The sequence below is a fragment of the Shewanella sp. 1311 genome, from assembly GCF_059338235.1.
In genome coordinates this window covers 1,844,580-1,859,725 of record NZ_CM181686.1, presented here as the reverse complement: position 1 = coordinate 1,859,725, position 15,146 = coordinate 1,844,580, and the positions used below count along the sequence as shown (strand labels likewise).

At 46.6% G+C, this 15,146-nt stretch carries 15 protein-coding genes; 10 read left to right on the top strand and 5 right to left on the bottom strand.

Annotation, left to right across the window (positions count from 1 at the left end; genetic code table 11):
• The first annotated feature begins 25 nt into the window (after nt 1-25).
• Together AC5YB3_RS08435 and aroG are read left to right on the top strand one after the other, a co-directional pair.
• Complete coding sequence (locus AC5YB3_RS08435) at nt 26-1,219, top strand: tetratricopeptide repeat protein (protein WP_494526938.1); 1,194 nt, start codon at nt 26-28, stop codon at nt 1,217-1,219.
• A 376-nt stretch (nt 1,220-1,595) separates the two neighbouring features.
• The gene (gene aroG, locus AC5YB3_RS08430; protein ID WP_107403677.1) at nt 1,596-2,651 is read left to right on the top strand and encodes a 3-deoxy-7-phosphoheptulonate synthase AroG; all 1,056 of its coding nucleotides are present in this window, start codon (nt 1,596-1,598) and stop codon (nt 2,649-2,651) included.
• A gap of 103 nt (nt 2,652-2,754) precedes the next feature.
• On the opposite strand, the gene AC5YB3_RS08425 is transcribed toward aroG, so the two are convergent.
• Nucleotides 2,755-2,931 (bottom strand): hypothetical protein, encoded by a 177-nt coding sequence (locus AC5YB3_RS08425; protein ID WP_006080150.1) that lies wholly within the window; start codon nt 2,929-2,931, stop codon nt 2,755-2,757.
• Between the two features lie 484 nt (nt 2,932-3,415).
• Between AC5YB3_RS08425 and AC5YB3_RS08420 the strand changes: the two genes are divergently transcribed.
• Nucleotides 3,416-5,212 (top strand): ABCB family ABC transporter ATP-binding protein/permease, encoded by a 1,797-nt coding sequence (locus tag AC5YB3_RS08420; RefSeq protein WP_494526937.1) that lies wholly within the window; start codon nt 3,416-3,418, stop codon nt 5,210-5,212.
• 80 nt (nt 5,213-5,292) lie between these two features.
• Complete coding sequence (locus AC5YB3_RS08415; RefSeq protein WP_006080152.1) at nt 5,293-5,553, top strand: hypothetical protein; 261 nt, start codon at nt 5,293-5,295, stop codon at nt 5,551-5,553.
• Between the two features lie 145 nt (nt 5,554-5,698).
• On the opposite strand, the gene AC5YB3_RS08410 is transcribed toward AC5YB3_RS08415, so the two are convergent.
• The 3 genes from AC5YB3_RS08410 to AC5YB3_RS08400 all read right to left on the bottom strand — a co-directional run bounded on the left by AC5YB3_RS08410 (nt 5,699) and on the right by AC5YB3_RS08400 (nt 8,179).
• Nucleotides 5,699-5,908, bottom strand: coding sequence for a hypothetical protein (locus AC5YB3_RS08410; RefSeq protein ID WP_006080153.1), 210 nt, complete (start codon nt 5,906-5,908; stop codon nt 5,699-5,701).
• 151 nt (nt 5,909-6,059) lie between these two features.
• The gene (locus tag AC5YB3_RS08405) at nt 6,060-7,550 is read right to left on the bottom strand and encodes an FMN-binding glutamate synthase family protein (RefSeq protein WP_006084153.1); all 1,491 of its coding nucleotides are present in this window, start codon (nt 7,548-7,550) and stop codon (nt 6,060-6,062) included.
• Nucleotides 7,551-7,561: 11 nt separating this feature from the next.
• The gene (locus tag AC5YB3_RS08400; RefSeq protein WP_259514232.1) at nt 7,562-8,179 is read right to left on the bottom strand and encodes a histidine phosphatase family protein; all 618 of its coding nucleotides are present in this window, start codon (nt 8,177-8,179) and stop codon (nt 7,562-7,564) included.
• Between the two features lie 225 nt (nt 8,180-8,404).
• On the opposite strand from AC5YB3_RS08400, the gene AC5YB3_RS08395 reads away from it, so the two are divergent.
• The 3 genes from AC5YB3_RS08395 to AC5YB3_RS08385 all read left to right on the top strand — a co-directional run bounded on the left by AC5YB3_RS08395 (nt 8,405) and on the right by AC5YB3_RS08385 (nt 10,575).
• The gene (locus AC5YB3_RS08395; RefSeq protein ID WP_063881730.1) at nt 8,405-9,031 is read left to right on the top strand and encodes a DUF5610 domain-containing protein; all 627 of its coding nucleotides are present in this window, start codon (nt 8,405-8,407) and stop codon (nt 9,029-9,031) included.
• A 113-nt stretch (nt 9,032-9,144) separates the two neighbouring features.
• Nucleotides 9,145-9,894 carry a ferredoxin--NADP reductase gene (locus AC5YB3_RS08390; protein WP_006080159.1) on the top strand — a complete coding sequence of 250 codons (750 nt, stop codon included), beginning with the start codon at nt 9,145-9,147 and terminating at the stop codon, nt 9,892-9,894.
• 84 nt (nt 9,895-9,978) lie between these two features.
• Nucleotides 9,979-10,575: a glutathione S-transferase N-terminal domain-containing protein gene (locus tag AC5YB3_RS08385; RefSeq protein WP_006084149.1), complete on the top strand. Its 597-nt coding sequence runs from the start codon at nt 9,979-9,981 to the stop codon at nt 10,573-10,575.
• A gap of 14 nt (nt 10,576-10,589) precedes the next feature.
• Here the strand turns inward: AC5YB3_RS08385 and AC5YB3_RS08380 are convergent, their stop codons facing one another.
• Entirely contained in the window at nt 10,590-11,012 is a 423-nt protein-coding gene (locus AC5YB3_RS08380; protein ID WP_006080161.1) for a hypothetical protein, read from the bottom strand.
• 219 nt (nt 11,013-11,231) lie between these two features.
• On the opposite strand from AC5YB3_RS08380, the gene AC5YB3_RS08375 reads away from it, so the two are divergent.
• The 3 genes from AC5YB3_RS08375 (at nt 11,232) to AC5YB3_RS08365 (ending at nt 15,003) form a co-directional block, all read left to right on the top strand.
• Nucleotides 11,232-12,239, top strand: coding sequence for a Fe(3+) ABC transporter substrate-binding protein (locus tag AC5YB3_RS08375; RefSeq protein ID WP_259583244.1), 1,008 nt, complete (start codon nt 11,232-11,234; stop codon nt 12,237-12,239).
• An 83-nt stretch (nt 12,240-12,322) separates the two neighbouring features.
• Nucleotides 12,323-13,954, top strand: coding sequence for an ABC transporter permease (locus AC5YB3_RS08370; protein ID WP_494526936.1), 1,632 nt, complete (start codon nt 12,323-12,325; stop codon nt 13,952-13,954).
• Nucleotides 13,954-15,003 carry an ABC transporter ATP-binding protein gene (locus tag AC5YB3_RS08365; protein WP_259567504.1) on the top strand — a complete coding sequence of 350 codons (1,050 nt, stop codon included), beginning with the start codon at nt 13,954-13,956 and terminating at the stop codon, nt 15,001-15,003. The genes AC5YB3_RS08370 and AC5YB3_RS08365 overlap by 1 nt, the downstream gene beginning before the upstream one ends.
• Nucleotides 15,004-15,146: the final 143 nt, after the last annotated feature.

Genomic DNA, 15,146 nt, shown 5'->3' with positions numbered 1-15,146 from the left:
AGGAGCTAATGGTGTGGGAGGACATATGTCGAAACTATTCCGAGCCGTATACCTGAGTGCCATCATGGGCGCTGCACTCAGTCAGTTGTTTGCCTGTAGCTCGACGACCATCGAGCCTGATCCATCTGATCTTGAGTCGCTACTTGCCGATTCACTGTTTTCCCCTGTCGCCGATATTCCTTCAGTTGCGGATATTTTTTATTTGCCGCCAGAGGTGGTGACAGACGTAAAGCGTAGCTATGACAAATACACTTTTTCCCACAATAACGCCATGTTAGCCAACGAATGGTTAGCCAGTTATATCAATGCCAGTCAAACCAATAGCGCTAAAATTGATTTTCGCTATCAAGATAACCTGACCCAAATTGCCCGTGAAACCTACGCCCAAAGGGCGGGGAATTGCATGTCCTTAGTGGTAATGACTTCTGCGCTGGCGGACATATTGAATGTGGGCGCTGAGTATCAAGATATCGCCATTGAACCCGTATGGGACAAGCAAGGTGATTTCTATTTAATCAATGGTCATGTGAACTTACGCTTACTTCCGCCCGAGAATTTGCATTCAGTCTATGTGTCATCTTCGGCAATCTTAGTGGACTTTATGCCTGAGCGCGCCCTACGAGGATATGGTAAGACCCGAGTGAATAAGCAGACCTTAATCAGCATGTTTTACAACAATATGGCGGCAGAGTCTTTAGTGAATGGCGATTTAGACAGAGCCTATGCCCTTATCAAAGCGGGTTTAAACGTCGGTCAGTTTGTGCCCTCACTCAATACGCTCGCCATCATTTACCGGCATAAAGGGGATGAGAACCGGGCCGAACAGGTGTATCGCTATGCCCTTAAATTTGAAGCGAAAAATTTAACCACGCTTTATAACTTAGCTTTGATTTTAGGGGATCAGGGGCGGCTTGATGAATGGGCCGAAATTAATAAAGTGCTTGAATTAGCAAGAATACATAATCCCTATTACTACTATGATATGGCGCAGCAAGCCTTTGAGGAGCATCAATACGATGAGGCTTTGGCTTGGTATCAAAGGGCGTTGGCTAAGGCCGATTATCGGCATGAATTCTTCTTCGGTTTATCAAAAACCTATTGGGCGCTGGGGGATGAAAAGCGTGCCAAACTGAATATGGAAAAAGCGCTGGCCTTGAGTCGCGATGATTCAGAGCGTCATCGTTATCAGAACAAGTTACAAGTCATGCTGCACCATTAGTATTGGCTAGCTCTTTAGCGTCCAGTTCTCTTGCATAGAGAGCTGGCATCAATTGCACTCACTCAAGCGTTTAGTCGTTAACACCTTAGCTGACAGGCATGGATAGCTCACTCGTACTTGCCGCAAGCATTTCCCGCCTGCTTTTTATCCGCCATATTCGATTTTGTTCATCAAGGCTGTGAGTTAGCTGGCATATTTGAATTTTGATTTTTTTAAAATATATTAAAACAATAAGTTATATTTGATTTTTTGAAATGGAGACAACTTGGTTGCATTGGCGCTTGAGACTCGATAAATTGAACTCAGTATTGCAGTTGAGATCCCTTATCGCAGCGATAGAAATAGCCTAAAACACCAGAGTTGGAGCAGTAAAATTATGTATTACCAAAATGATGACGTTCGCATTAAAGAAGTAAAAGAGTTACTTCCTCCTATCGCGATTCTAGAACGATTTCCTGCTTCCGAAAAAGCCTCTGCGACTGTGTTTAATGCGCGAAATAGTATCCACAATATTCTGGCTAAATCTGATGATCGCCTGTTAGTGGTGATTGGGCCTTGTTCTATCCACGATCCCAAAGCGGCGTTGGAATATGGTCAACGTCTGGTTGCGCTGCGTGAGCGTTATAAGGATCAACTCGAAATCGTGATGCGAGTGTATTTTGAAAAGCCAAGAACCACAGTGGGTTGGAAGGGGCTGATTAACGATCCTTACATGGATAACAGCTTTAAACTCAACGATGGTTTACGCACTGCGCGTAAGTTATTGGTGGATTTGAACGACAGCGGCATGCCAACCGCGGGTGAGTTTCTTGATATGATCACCCCACAATATATGGCAGATTTAATGTGCTGGGGAGCCATCGGCGCCCGTACTACTGAATCACAAGTGCACAGAGAATTAGCCTCGGGTCTTTCTTGTCCGGTAGGTTTTAAAAATGGGACCGATGGCACCATTAAAGTCGCTATCGATGCGATAGGTGCTGCCAATGCACCGCACCATTTTTTATCTGTGACTAAGTTGGGTCATTCGGCGATCGTTTCGACGAAAGGGAATCCTGATTGCCACATTATTTTACGTGGTGGTCGCGAGCCTAATTACAGTGCGCCGCATGTCGCTGAAATTAGCCAGCAGTTATTAAAAGCTAAGCTTGCCGACAACATCATGATCGACTTTAGCCACGCCAATAGTAGTAAAGAGTATCAACGTCAGTTAGTGGTTGCCGAAGATGTGGCTGGCCAAGTGGCGACGGGCAATACTGCTATTTTTGGTGTTATGGTAGAAAGCCATTTAGTGGAAGGTCGTCAGGATTTAATTGAAGGTCAAGAGTTGTGTTATGGCCAGAGTATTACCGATGCGTGTATCGGTTGGGATGATACCGAGCGCCTGTTGGCCATTCTGAATCAGAGTATTATCGAACGCCGTCAGGTTTAATTGTCTGCTCGTGCGAACATAAAACGCAACGATACCTGAGTTAGTCGTTAACGATTGCGGCTAAAGTAAAAACAAAGGCGCTATCCCGGCGCCTTTGTTTTATCTATTTATTGCTTATTTCAACAATGTATTCATTTGCTTTGGCTAAGCTACCAAAGGCGGCAATAAGGTTGTCTCTACCTTTATCTTGTATCTCTGGATTGCCTGATTCGATCATCATCCACACCCAAGTTTGGATCAGTGGTAATGGCGGGTATTGAACTTTAGCGGAATCCAACATAAAGCTTCCTTTGATCTTATTTAATTTGTTTGTCTTAATGTTCTCGCTAGAGCTTGGGCGTATGAATCGCAAAATCTAGCGCGTAGAGGTTAACAAATTCTATCGATTTGTATAACCGCCTCCATGGCATTTTGGGCAAAACTGCAAAAATAATCAACAGCAGTAAGGTTGAGCTAAGCCTTCCCCCCATAGCCAACTTGTCTTCTGTTATACGGCGCAGAGGTCAAGTCAAACGCAAGCTATGGGTACTTATGTCAGCACAGAAATCAGTATAAATTCATTTCTTGTGAATATGCCAGTGTAATGCGTAAGTATGACGTTTTAGCTTTTAATAGGATCAGAATAGCAACGGATTGTGTCGTGAATAAGTCTATTTGTCTGTTAGGAAAATCTGATTGATTTTATTCAAGCTTTGCTCGTTTCGTTTAGCTTATGTCTGGTTTGTACTGTTACAATTAGCATAACTAATTCAAGGTTATGTCCTATGCGCCCAACGTTATATTTTGAAGGTCCAGTCGATAAATTAAACTGGCACGTCATGAAGCTGCTTTGGCCTTACTTATTGGAATACAAAGGCCGTATTGCCCTGGCGATGTCATGCCTCATCATCGCTAAGCTGACCAGCGTCGCTCTGCCTTTTATTTTGAAGCATTTGGTCGACACCTTAGATGCCGATAAAACCGCGCAAGCCCTTAGTGTGCCCGTGGGATTAGTGTTGGCCTATGGTGCGATTCGTTTACTGACGGTGATTACGGGGGAGATCCGCGATACCTTGTTTGGTCGGGTGACTGAGCGGGCGATCCGCCGTTTAGGCTTAGCGGTATTCGACCATTTACACCGACTTGATCTCGATTTTCATCTAGAGCGCAAAACCGGCGGTCTATCCCGTGATATTGAGCGCGGCACCAGTGGCGTGAGTTTCCTCATGCGGTTTATGGTGTTCAACATAGTGCCGACCTTGCTCGAAATTGTCATGGTGATTGGCATTTTCTTCTATAACTACGGGATTGCGTTTGCGGCAATCACCTTTATTGCTGTGTTGGCCTACATCATATTCTCTGTGGTTGCGACCGAATGGCGCACTGAGTACGTACGCGATGCCGCCAAGGCTGACTCTTTATCAAATACGCGGGCGATTGATAGTTTGCTGAACTACGAAACCGTTAAGTATTTCAATAATGAAAAGTATGAGTCGCAGCGCTACGATCAAGCGCTCGAACAGTGGGAAGTCGCTAAACGTAAAAACCGTTTATCTTTGTTTGCGCTTAATGGTGGGCAAGCTGTGATTATCGCTCTGGCGATGACAGCAATGATGGCGCTGGCGGCTTACCGAGTTACCTATGGCGATATGACCTTAGGTGATTTTGTGTTGATTAATGCGTTTATGATGCAGCTCTTTTTACCCCTTAACTTTTTAGGTTTCGTGTATCGCGAAATTCGCGGCGCCTTAGCCAATATTGAGCGTATGTTTAGCCTGCTCGATAAACATCCCATGATAGTTGATTCACCCCAAGCACTCGATTTTCAGCCCACCAAGGGCGAGCTGGTATTTGAAAATGTGAATTTCAGCTACGACGAGCGGCAAATTTTGCGGGACGTGAGTTTTAAGGTTGCAGCGGGAAAAAAAGTGGCCGTAGTCGGCGATAGTGGTGCCGGTAAATCGACGCTGATTAAACTGCTATTTCGATTTTACGATGTGGACCAAGGCGCGATTAAAATCGATGGACATGATATCCGTCATCTGACGCAAGATGCGTTGCGACGGGCCATCGCTATCGTGCCGCAAGATACAGTACTGTTTAACGATTCATTAGTTGAGAACATACGTTATGGTCGACCGGGCGCGACGGATGAAGAGGTGCGTAACGCGATTAAACTGGCGCACTTAGAGCAATTTATCGCATCGCTTACCCTTGGTTGGGATACAAAGGTGGGTGAGCGCGGTTTAAAACTCTCTGGTGGAGAAAAACAGCGGGTCGCGATAGCGAGGGCCATTTTGAAGGGCTCACCCGTGCTGGTGTTTGATGAGGCGACATCTTCACTCGATAGCCGTTCCGAGCAAGCGATTTTATCGGCACTGCGGGAAGTTGCTAAAGGGCACACTAGCCTTGTGGTAGCTCATAGATTATCTACTATTGTCGATGCTGACCAAATCGTCGTCTTGAGCCAAGGTGAAATTGTTGAGCAAGGCAATCACCAAACTTTACTGTTGGCAGATGGTCTATATGCCAAATTATGGCGGATACAAAATGAGCAACAACATACTCCTCTGAGCAGTTAATAGCGCAATACAGTTCAGTCTTTATTCAGCTTTGGCTCTCTATACTCAAATGCCAACACATCAATCGGAAGAGATCTGGCATGGAAAATATTGCACTGAGAGTTAACATTGAAGGCAAAGAAGAAAAAGTCGCCACTGATTGGGATGCCATCATGGCGACATTGAAAAAACGTGGTGTTGATTATGATTCGCTGCAACGTATTCATGCTGAATTGAATGCGGGCCTACTGGTGACGACTCGGTGCCTTACTTTGGCTAAGGTCAATCCAGAGATGGTACTTGCGGGTGTGATCCGCGATATGAACGTGCCGACAAGTGACTATATGATGAGCATGCGCTAAAAATCATAGACCATGCGCTAGAAAGCACGCGTTAGATAAGAATGTGTGAGGATAGAGGTGAGCTTCTATTCTCGATGCTCAAGGAAGAGTGATTTTGCTCTAGAACTACTCTAGATAAATGCGACTCTCGATAAATATTACCGAATTAAGCTACGCCGTTCAGCTTGCCAGCTTTCCAACCTTCGCATAAAAGATTCAATTTAGGCGCTGACTCATCGATCAATGTGAGTCGGATGATCTGTCCTTCACGAAAACACACAAGCTCGCCTTCGATCTCAGTTAGGCGATTACAGCTCTTACAGCTCGTGCTTACAGTTTTACTGGGGGGCAGTTGGCTTACGAAGCTAGATTTCAAAGTGTTTCCTTAAGTTCTATTGTGGGTAAGGTATTTGAATAACGCCTCACCTCACGAATCTTACCTCTTTTGTGATGCGCATTCAAATATACCTGATGTAAAACCCATATAGACAAAAGTTGTACTGGCTAATAACCGCAAGGGTTCGCGGCTATTTATCCATGTGCGAATAGAATTTGTCGAGTGAGATGGATAAGCCGCTATCGAGCACAATTCGTACATGTGAAGGCTTGAGCTGTCTTGGCTCTGTCACACCGCAAGAGTGCGCAATCAGCCCTAAGTCATGGTGTAAATTATGATTATAGCTAGCGACCCGCGTCGATTTATCCCTAGGATTTAGCCCTTGTTGTAGTTTTGGATTGTGCGTCGTGATACCCGTTGGGCAGGTATCTTTATTACACTGCAAGGCTTGAATACAACCGAGGGCGAACATGTTGCCACGGGCCGATGCGATAAAGTCGGCGCCTAATGCCAAAGCCCAAGCGACTCTGGATGGGACGATCAGTTTGCCCGAGGCGATGACTTTGATGCGTTTACGCAAGCCGCGTTGGATCAAGATATTGACTAGGATAGGTAAGCTTTCTTTCAGCGGTAATCCGACATAATCCATTAATGGTTGCGGTGCTGCGCCTGTGCCACCATCGGCGCTGTCTAAGGTGAAAAAGTCGGGAGCTGAGTCTTCGCCGCGGCGTTCAATTTCATCACATAAATCTTCCAGCCACTGCACATCGCCGAGTACGGCTTTGATGCCGGTAGGTTTACCTGTAACTTCACGTACTCGCTCAACCATATCCAAAATATCGTTTACTGACTTAAATTCGATGTGGCCATTGGGGCTGATTGAGTCGTGCCCCTCTGGAATACCGCGAATATGGGCAATCTCAGCGGTCACTTTAATACCGGGTAAAATGCCACCCTTGCCTGGTTTTGCGCCTTGGCTCATTTTGATTTCGAACATTTTGACTTCAGGATGAATCGCTATCGCTTTCAGTTTTTCATCGTCTAAATGTCCTTGTTCATTGCGAACGCCATATTTTGCTGTTCCAATTTGAAAGACGAGATCGCAGCCACCTTTGAGATGATATGGGCTCAAACCGCCTTCACCCGTATTAAGCCAGCAACCCGCTTGCGCTGCGCCATGGGAAAGGGCGGTGATGGCTGGACGAGATAGGGCGCCAAAACTCATGGCTGAAATATGGCAAATGGCTTGAGTCGTATAAGGTTGACGACAGTGAGTGCCAATCGTCAGCGGATGAATAGGAGTGATATCTTCATCTTGGGTTGGGAAGGCGGTATTCATAAACATAATAGTACCAGCTGTATCCAAGGGACGAGTAGAACCAAAGGCTATGGTTCTATCGACATTTTTGGCGGCGCGGTACACCCAGCTGCGTTCAGCACGGTTGAAGGGCAATTCTTCCCTGTCTTGGGCAAAAAAGTATTGTCTGAAAAACTCACCTTGTTTTTCGAACAGATATCGAAAACGACCAATCACGGGATAGTTATGTCTTACCGCTTGTTTGGTCTGCATTTTATCTGCGATATACATGTAAATAACCGCGAGTACTGCGAGTCCTATAACGATCAAAAACAGTCCTGAAAACAGATCGAGTCCCCACATAAACCAATTGAGTTCACTCATGTTATTTATCCTTATTCTTGTCCGTAGCGGGTGGAGATCAAGCTTGCGGGTTGGCCATCATTGAGAGAGAGTAAAAACAGCTGACTGTAGTCCTCTTCGCCGATCGCTTGGATCTCAGGTCCACCCAGGGCTTTGATGATCAATGGCACTGTGTTTGAATGACCAGCGATGAGCGTATTACCTTGTACCGCATGCACTTGTTCGACAATCTGCTGAATATGTTCTTCGATAGGCTTTGCTGCTTCGACTATCGTCACGGGCAAATGGCGAGCCTCGGCGATAGGCGCGAGTGTTTGCTGGGTTCGCAGGTATTGAGTCGCGATGAGTTGCGACAACGGCGTGCGGCTCAAGGCGGTGATCAGTGACGTTGCGCGCATTTCCCCCTTGGGTGATAACTGCGGGTCATTAGCTGGCGTGTCGGCTTTTTCGGCATGTCTGACTAAAATAATCAGCCTGTTTTCCGCATGGGCTTGGCTAATCGGTGCGAGGCTGAGGCAAGTTAAGATAATAAGACCAGTGAGCAAACTAAGGCGTTTAATATTGATGCCCATATAGTGCTCAGTAGTGCGCTTAAGCATTCGTGTAAACACGTGAAAGCGGAAATGACTCAAATTGCGGCCTGCTGCCATGGTGTAACATCCTTTTCTATTAGCTTTTGTCTAAGCTCGACGATAGTAATGATCTGCATGCGGGTGGATGGCGCTTTATGCACTTTATAAAGAATGAACCCACTCAATTTATACGGGCCTTATCATGGCCTTGTGGTCACGATGGTACTTCAATTCTAAAAATTACTAAAGCTGGTCAAATTTTGGTCGATAATAAAGTCGACCCGAATTGAATGGATAGTCATCATGGAAATCAATAAACCCTCTCAAGTGCAAAGTACCCCTTTGCCGCAGAAAAAATATGCTGAAAATACGGCGCCTAAGGGTACCGAAGTGGGTGATTCGAAGGACGCGAAAACCACCGAAGTGACCTCGAAACAAACCGCGCAGCAAACGAGTAAGCAGCTGATGAATCAAGCTATTCTATCGGCACAGCAAGATGTGAATATCAAGTCAGGCGATCAGTCTATGACCTTGCTTTATCGCGCTGCGATAGAGTCGATTAATAAAGAGTTAGCGCCTACTATGGGCGAGAACGCGATTCAAACTGCTTACGATAATGGCGTAGATACGTCGCCAGAAGCGACTGCAGATCGTATCGTGAGTTTTGCGACGCAGTTTTTTAGCATTCACCAGCAACAAAATTCGGGTATGAGTCTAAGCGATCAACTCGATAGCTTTATGGGGATTATTGGTGGTGCAATTGATAACGGCTTTAAAGAAGCGAAAGATATTCTGTCTGGTCTTAAAGTATTGCAGGGTGATATTGCCGATGGTGTCGATAAAACCTACGGTTTAGTGCAAGAGGGTTTACAGGCCTTTAGGGATAGCTTTAACAAGAAGACAGATGAGACACAATCGAGTGCCAGTTAACGCTCTGTTGTTTTCGGTTCTATCGTCATAAGCCCCTTATCATAAGGGGTTTTTGTTATGCGGAAAAAAGTCTATGCTGGAAGCCTATTTAACGTTTCGCTTGAGGGCAAGTTATGTGGACTAGGGGACAAGTTATAGAACGTATTGATTGGAGCGATAAGTTATTTTCATTGCGCATCGCCGCCGAGTTAGCCCCATTTATTCCTGGTCAGTTTATCAAGTTAAGTCAAATGCAAGATGATAAGCGTGTTGCCAGAGCTTACTCCTTAGTAAATTCCCCCGATAAACCCTATGCCGAAGTGCTCGCCGTTGCGGTAGAGGACGGTCTGTTATCGCCTCAATTACACAACCTTGTCATAGGCGATGAAATTGAAATCACCTCAACCGCGACCGGTTTCATGACCTTAGCGGAAATTCCTAAGGGTGAACTCCAAGGCAAGCACTTATGGTTTTTGGCCACAGGTACAGCGGTAGGGCCGTTTTTGTCTATGCTCGACACCCATGAACCTTGGGAGCGTTTTGAAAAAGTGGTGCTTGTATATGGCGTGCGCGAGGCGCAGGATTTGGCGTATCTTGATAAGCTGCGTGAGTTAGAACGCACATACCCAGCACAGTTTATATTAGTTTTGAGTGTGACCCGTGAACCCTTGGCCGATGCATTGCAGTGTCGTATTCCCGAGGGCATAGTCTCGGGTGAAATCGAGCAAAAGGCAGGATTAACCTTAAGTGCCGCTGATTCCCAAGTCATGATTTGCGGCAATCCCGGTATGATAAATGGCGCACAAAGTGCCTTACTCGATAAGGGATTGGTGAAGAATTTACGTCGTGCTCCGGGACAAATTACCGTAGAAAAATATTGGTGATCCCATTTTATATAGGCGGTGAGAGCAAACTGTTCTCACCCCTTAATAGCCATAGCGTTTAATGCAAATAAAAGGAAATTTTTGATGAAGTTGTTAAGTTCTCAAGCTTCACCCTATGCCCGTTGTGTTAGAGCGTTGATCCAGTATTTAGGGATTAACAATATTGAAGAGCTGCTAGTCAATCCCTTTGAAAACAGCGCTGAATTACTCGATGCTAACCCGTTAGGACAGATCCCTTGTCTTATCACCAACGATGGCGTGGCACTATTTGATAGCGAAGTGATTATGCGTTACCTAGATGCTGAGCTTGGCGATCGTAAGATGTTTGGGATCTCAAGTCATAACTGGGTGTTGGAGTGTCAGTATTCCTTGATAAAAGGCTTAATCGATAGCGCGGTAAAATTGCGCCAAGAGCAGATGCGTGAAGATGAAGGTGTGAGATCGGCTTTTTGGACGGCCCGTTTTGAACAAGCATTGCTGCGTGGACTTATGCAGGTTGAGCTGCAAACCGTGATCACCCAAACCACGATTCAGGCACCGCAATTAGCCTTGATTTGCCTGCTTGATTATGTGGACTTTAGACATCCAGAGTTAGATTGGCGCAAGGTTGCCCCAGCGACGGCACTTTGGTTTAGTGAGATGCGTGATCTACCCGCATTTATTCAAACTCGCCCCCAGTAATTGGATGAAGATGCTCAGCCGTCGGTTGCGCGTCTTCCCTTTGGTCTGTCACGGCGGTTTTGTTCTCCAAAAGCGCCGAATAAATCCCGCGTGACCCCGTATTCGACTCTGCGATCATTCCCTATTTGGCGTCTATCTTCATGGTGTTGATAGCGGCATTGGCAGTGGGTCATAGTGCATTCTTCCATCGGGATTTCCGGCGCATCCTTCGATAAAAAACGTTTTCCAGAGAATGTTTCAACTTGCTTACAGCAACTGCCGTCATTCACTATGCTTACGCTGTGAAAATGATGGGTTTGTGATGCATGCGGCTTAGTCCCGTCGGCGTGTTGATTGACAGCTTTAGCATAGTGTTTATGCCGCTTGTGGCCAGTGTTGAGTTTAAATAAGCCAAATAGCGCCACTGCGACTACGCCTAGCAGCAAAACAGTTAACATAACGCCTCCTCAAAGCATTTTAAGCAAATTAAGGTTCAGTTTAGTTTGATTTGAGATAATCACCAGTTTTGAATTTAAACTCATTAAAAACAAAAAGTTAAATAGACTATTGCCCTCCACTTATCTATCTATTACTCTTGCGCAACTGATAAGCATTATCATTAATGCAGCCATGTTCACACTCGCTGAACACGTCATCACTTTGGGGAGAAATCGGTAATGAAATGGGTAACTTGCGCAGCAGTAGTTGGGTTAATGTCGGTTGGGCATTCGGCGAATGCTGATGATAAATTAACAGTTTATTCTTATCGCCAAGCCTTCTTGGTGGAGCCTATCCTGACGCGTTTCACCGAAGAAACCGGCATAGGTGTGAATTTGGTTTTTGCAAAAGACGGCATTGCCGAGCGTCTCGCCCGTGAAGGTCGTTTATCCCCAGCAGATTTGGTGCTGACCTCTGATTTCTCACGTCTGGTTGAATTAGTCGATAAAGATCTGACTTCACCGGTTAAAAATGCCCAACTCGAAAGCAATATTCCTGCTCAGTATCGCGATCCTGACGGCCAGTGGTACGCCCTGACCATGCGAGTGCGAAATCTCTATACGGCGAAAGATCGTTTAGGGCCGCAGCAAATCACCTATGAAGAACTCGCCGATCCTAAATACAAAGGCAAAATCTGTACCCGCAGCGGTAAGCATCCATACAACATAGCGTTAGTGGCATCTATGATTGCCCACCACGGCGAAGCTGAGGCGAAAACTTGGCTGGCAGGCGTGAAGAGTAACTTAGCGCGCAAGCCACAGGGTAATGACAGAGCCCAAGTGAAAGCGGTAAAAGAAGGCTTATGTGATATCGCCATCGGTAACAGCTATTATTACGGCAACATGATGCAAGACCCAGAGCAAAAAAGCTGGGCTGAAGCGGTGACGATTAACTTCCCGAACCAAGCCGATCGCGGTGCCCATGTGAACGTGTCTGGTATGGTATTAACCCGTCATGCACCGAATAAAGCCAATGCGATCAAATTGATGGAATTCTTATCCGCCGATGTGGCTCAAAAGGCCTATGCCGATGTGAATATGGAATATCCAGTGAAAGCCGATGTGGCACCTTCAACCTTAGTGGCTTCATGGGGCGAGTTTAAGTCGGATCAATTGCCTATTTTCAAACTGGCCGAATATCACCAAGCGGCGGTTAAGTTATTAGATGAAGTGCAGTTTGATCTCTAGCATTTTACTTTAAGTTCGAGTGAAAAATTGCAGATTAGGTTATCAGCGCCATTGATTGGCGCTGTGACTTTTTAAGGATTGACATGATTTTAGGATTAGCCAGAAGCTGGTCGCTTGCTGGTTATGCGGTCGCCACCATACTGGTGTTGCCACTGGTTGCACTGATATTGCAAGCTTTGCAGCCTGACGAAGCCGTGTTTGGCCACTTGATGGCAACGGTTCTACCGACTTATATCATCAACAGTTTATTGTTGATCTTTTGGGTGAGTTTGGGCGCGTTATTACTTGCGTTACCTTGTGCTTGGTTGATGGCTCGCTGTGAATTTGTCGGTAGGCGTTATTTGCAATGGGCGCTATTACTGCCCCTCGCTATGCCGGGATATATTGTTGCCTACGTTTATACCGATTTGCTCGATTATGCGGGGCCAGTGCAGCGCAGCTTGAGAACGATTTTTGGCTGGAGTTCACCGCAGGATTATTTCTTCCCCGATATTCGCACCTTAGGCGGCGCGGCGTGCATGTTGTCGCTGGTGTTATTTCCCTATATTTATCTCTTGGCGCGTACCGCCTTTATGGAGCAATCCTTAAGTTTGGCCCATGCTTCGCGCATTATGGGCTGTTCACCCTGGCAGAGTTTTTGGCGGCTTTCTTTGCCTATGGCAAGGCCTGCACTCGCGGTTGGCGTGGCTTTGGTGGCGATGGAAACCGCCGCCGATTTTGCGACGGTTAACTATTTTGCCGTGCCAACCTTAACCACGGCCGTGTATGACACTTGGTTGGGTTATGGCAATTTGACCGCCGCCGCTAAGTTGTCGGCGATTATCTTGCTGGTGGTGTTTAGCCTGATTGGATTTGAGCGTTTCGCCCGTCGCAAACAGCAGCTATTCCAAAAGCAATCGCGCATCCAAGCCAGTGATTTGTATCGACTCTCGACAGCGCAAACCGCAGTGGCACTGAGCTTTTGTGCCACTCTGCTGCTATTAGCCTTTTTGTTGCCCTTTGGGATTCTATTGTCCTATGCCATTGGTTACTTTGAACAAAGCTGGGATGAGAGCTTTTGGCAGTTAAGCCTTAATAGTCTCAGCCTTGCGCTAATCACTAGCTTCATCTGTTGCTTAATCGCTTTGCTACTCATGTTTGTGCGTCGCATAAGCCCAAGAGCCAGTGATGCCTTGCCCTCACGTTTAGCCTCGACGGGTTATGCCTTGCCCGGCACTGTGCTCGCTATCGGCGTATTAGTGCCGCTCACTATGCTCGATTTTGCGATTAACGATCTAGCGGATCTGCTTGGTTTAAACGGCCCAGGACTTATTTTGACGGGCAGCGTAGTGGCGTTGATTTTTGCCTTTTGCGTACGTTTTGTGGCAATTGCTATCGGCAGCGTTGAAAGTAGCTATAAACGCATCTCGCCATCGCTGGACATGGTGAGCCTGACTATGGGGCAAGGTCCGCGGCAGTTGCTGCAAAGAGTGCATTTACCTCTACTTGGTAAGGGATTGTTTGCGGGCGCGTTATTGGTGTTTATCGAAAGCATGAAGGAACTGCCCGCAGCATTATTACTGCGACCTATCGGCTTTGAAAACCTTGCAACCTATGTTTTCCAGTTTGTGTCCGATGAAAAACTCGAGCACGGCGCCTTAGCCGCGATTGTCATTGTACTGGTGGGCTTAGTGCCGCTGATTTATTTAAACCGTTCATTGGAGCAACACAGCTGATGACAAACACGCTCAAACTTATGCAAGTTCATAGCGATTATCTGGGCCAGCAAGTACTCAAAGGCTTGAGCTTGGCTCTCGACCAAGGGGAAATCCTTGCGCTGTTAGGTCCCAGCGGTTGCGGCAAGACCACACTGTTGCGGGCGGTTGCGGGCTTACAGGCGATTAGCCAAGGTGAAATTCAGATCAATGGCCGCGTTGTGAGTGGCGACAGCCAGTTTGTGCCTAGCGAGCAGCGCGGTATCGGCATGATTTTCCAAGACTATGCGCTTTTTCCTCATTTAACTGTGGCGGAGAATATTCTCTTTGGCGTGGCTAAATTGTCGGCAGCCGAGCGTCAGACTCGGTTGGATGACATGCTAACCTTAGTCAAACTCGAAGGCTTAGCTCAGCGTTATCCCCATGAGTTATCTGGCGGTCAGCAGCAGCGCGTCTCGATTGCGCGGGCACTTGCCTATGAGCCGCAGTTATTACTGCTCGATGAGCCTTTTTCTAATATCGATGCCCAAGTGCGCTACGAAATGATGGCGGAAATTCGCAGCATTTTGAAACAGCGCAATGTTAGCGCGGTGTTTGTCACCCACAGTAAGGATGAAGCCTTTGTATTTGCTGATACTTTGGCGATTTTTAATCAAGGTATTATAGTGCAGCATGGCAGCGCTGAAGCCTTATACGCCGCGCCAAACAGCCGTTATGTGGCGGACTTTTTAGGTAGCGGTAATTACTTACCCGCCGCAGTGCTCGATGGACACAGAGTTGCCACTCCTATCGGTCATTTAACCAGCCTCACGCCATTAGGGTTGCCGAGCGAGTTCAGCGGTACGGTATTCTTGCGCCCGCAGCAATTGACGCTCAGCGCCGATGAGCAAGGTGTGGGCACGATCACAGAGCGGCGTTTCTTAGGCGCCTTTTGTCATTACTGGGTCAAGATTGAAGCCGCCTCCCATGCTTATTATGTCGAAGTGCGAAGCCAAATGATGCAGCTCACTATCGGTCAAAAAGTCGGGGTCACGACAGAGCCGCACTCGCTGGTACTATTTGAATCTTAGGTATATTGATATTGTGCAGAGCAAATCTAAGCGGTCAGGTATTAATGCCACGGTGATAAGCTATCAACAACGAAAGTACGACATTTTTGCTTACGTTTAACTTGGGTCTATGCGGTATTGGTTGGTGATATTTTAGACCATCC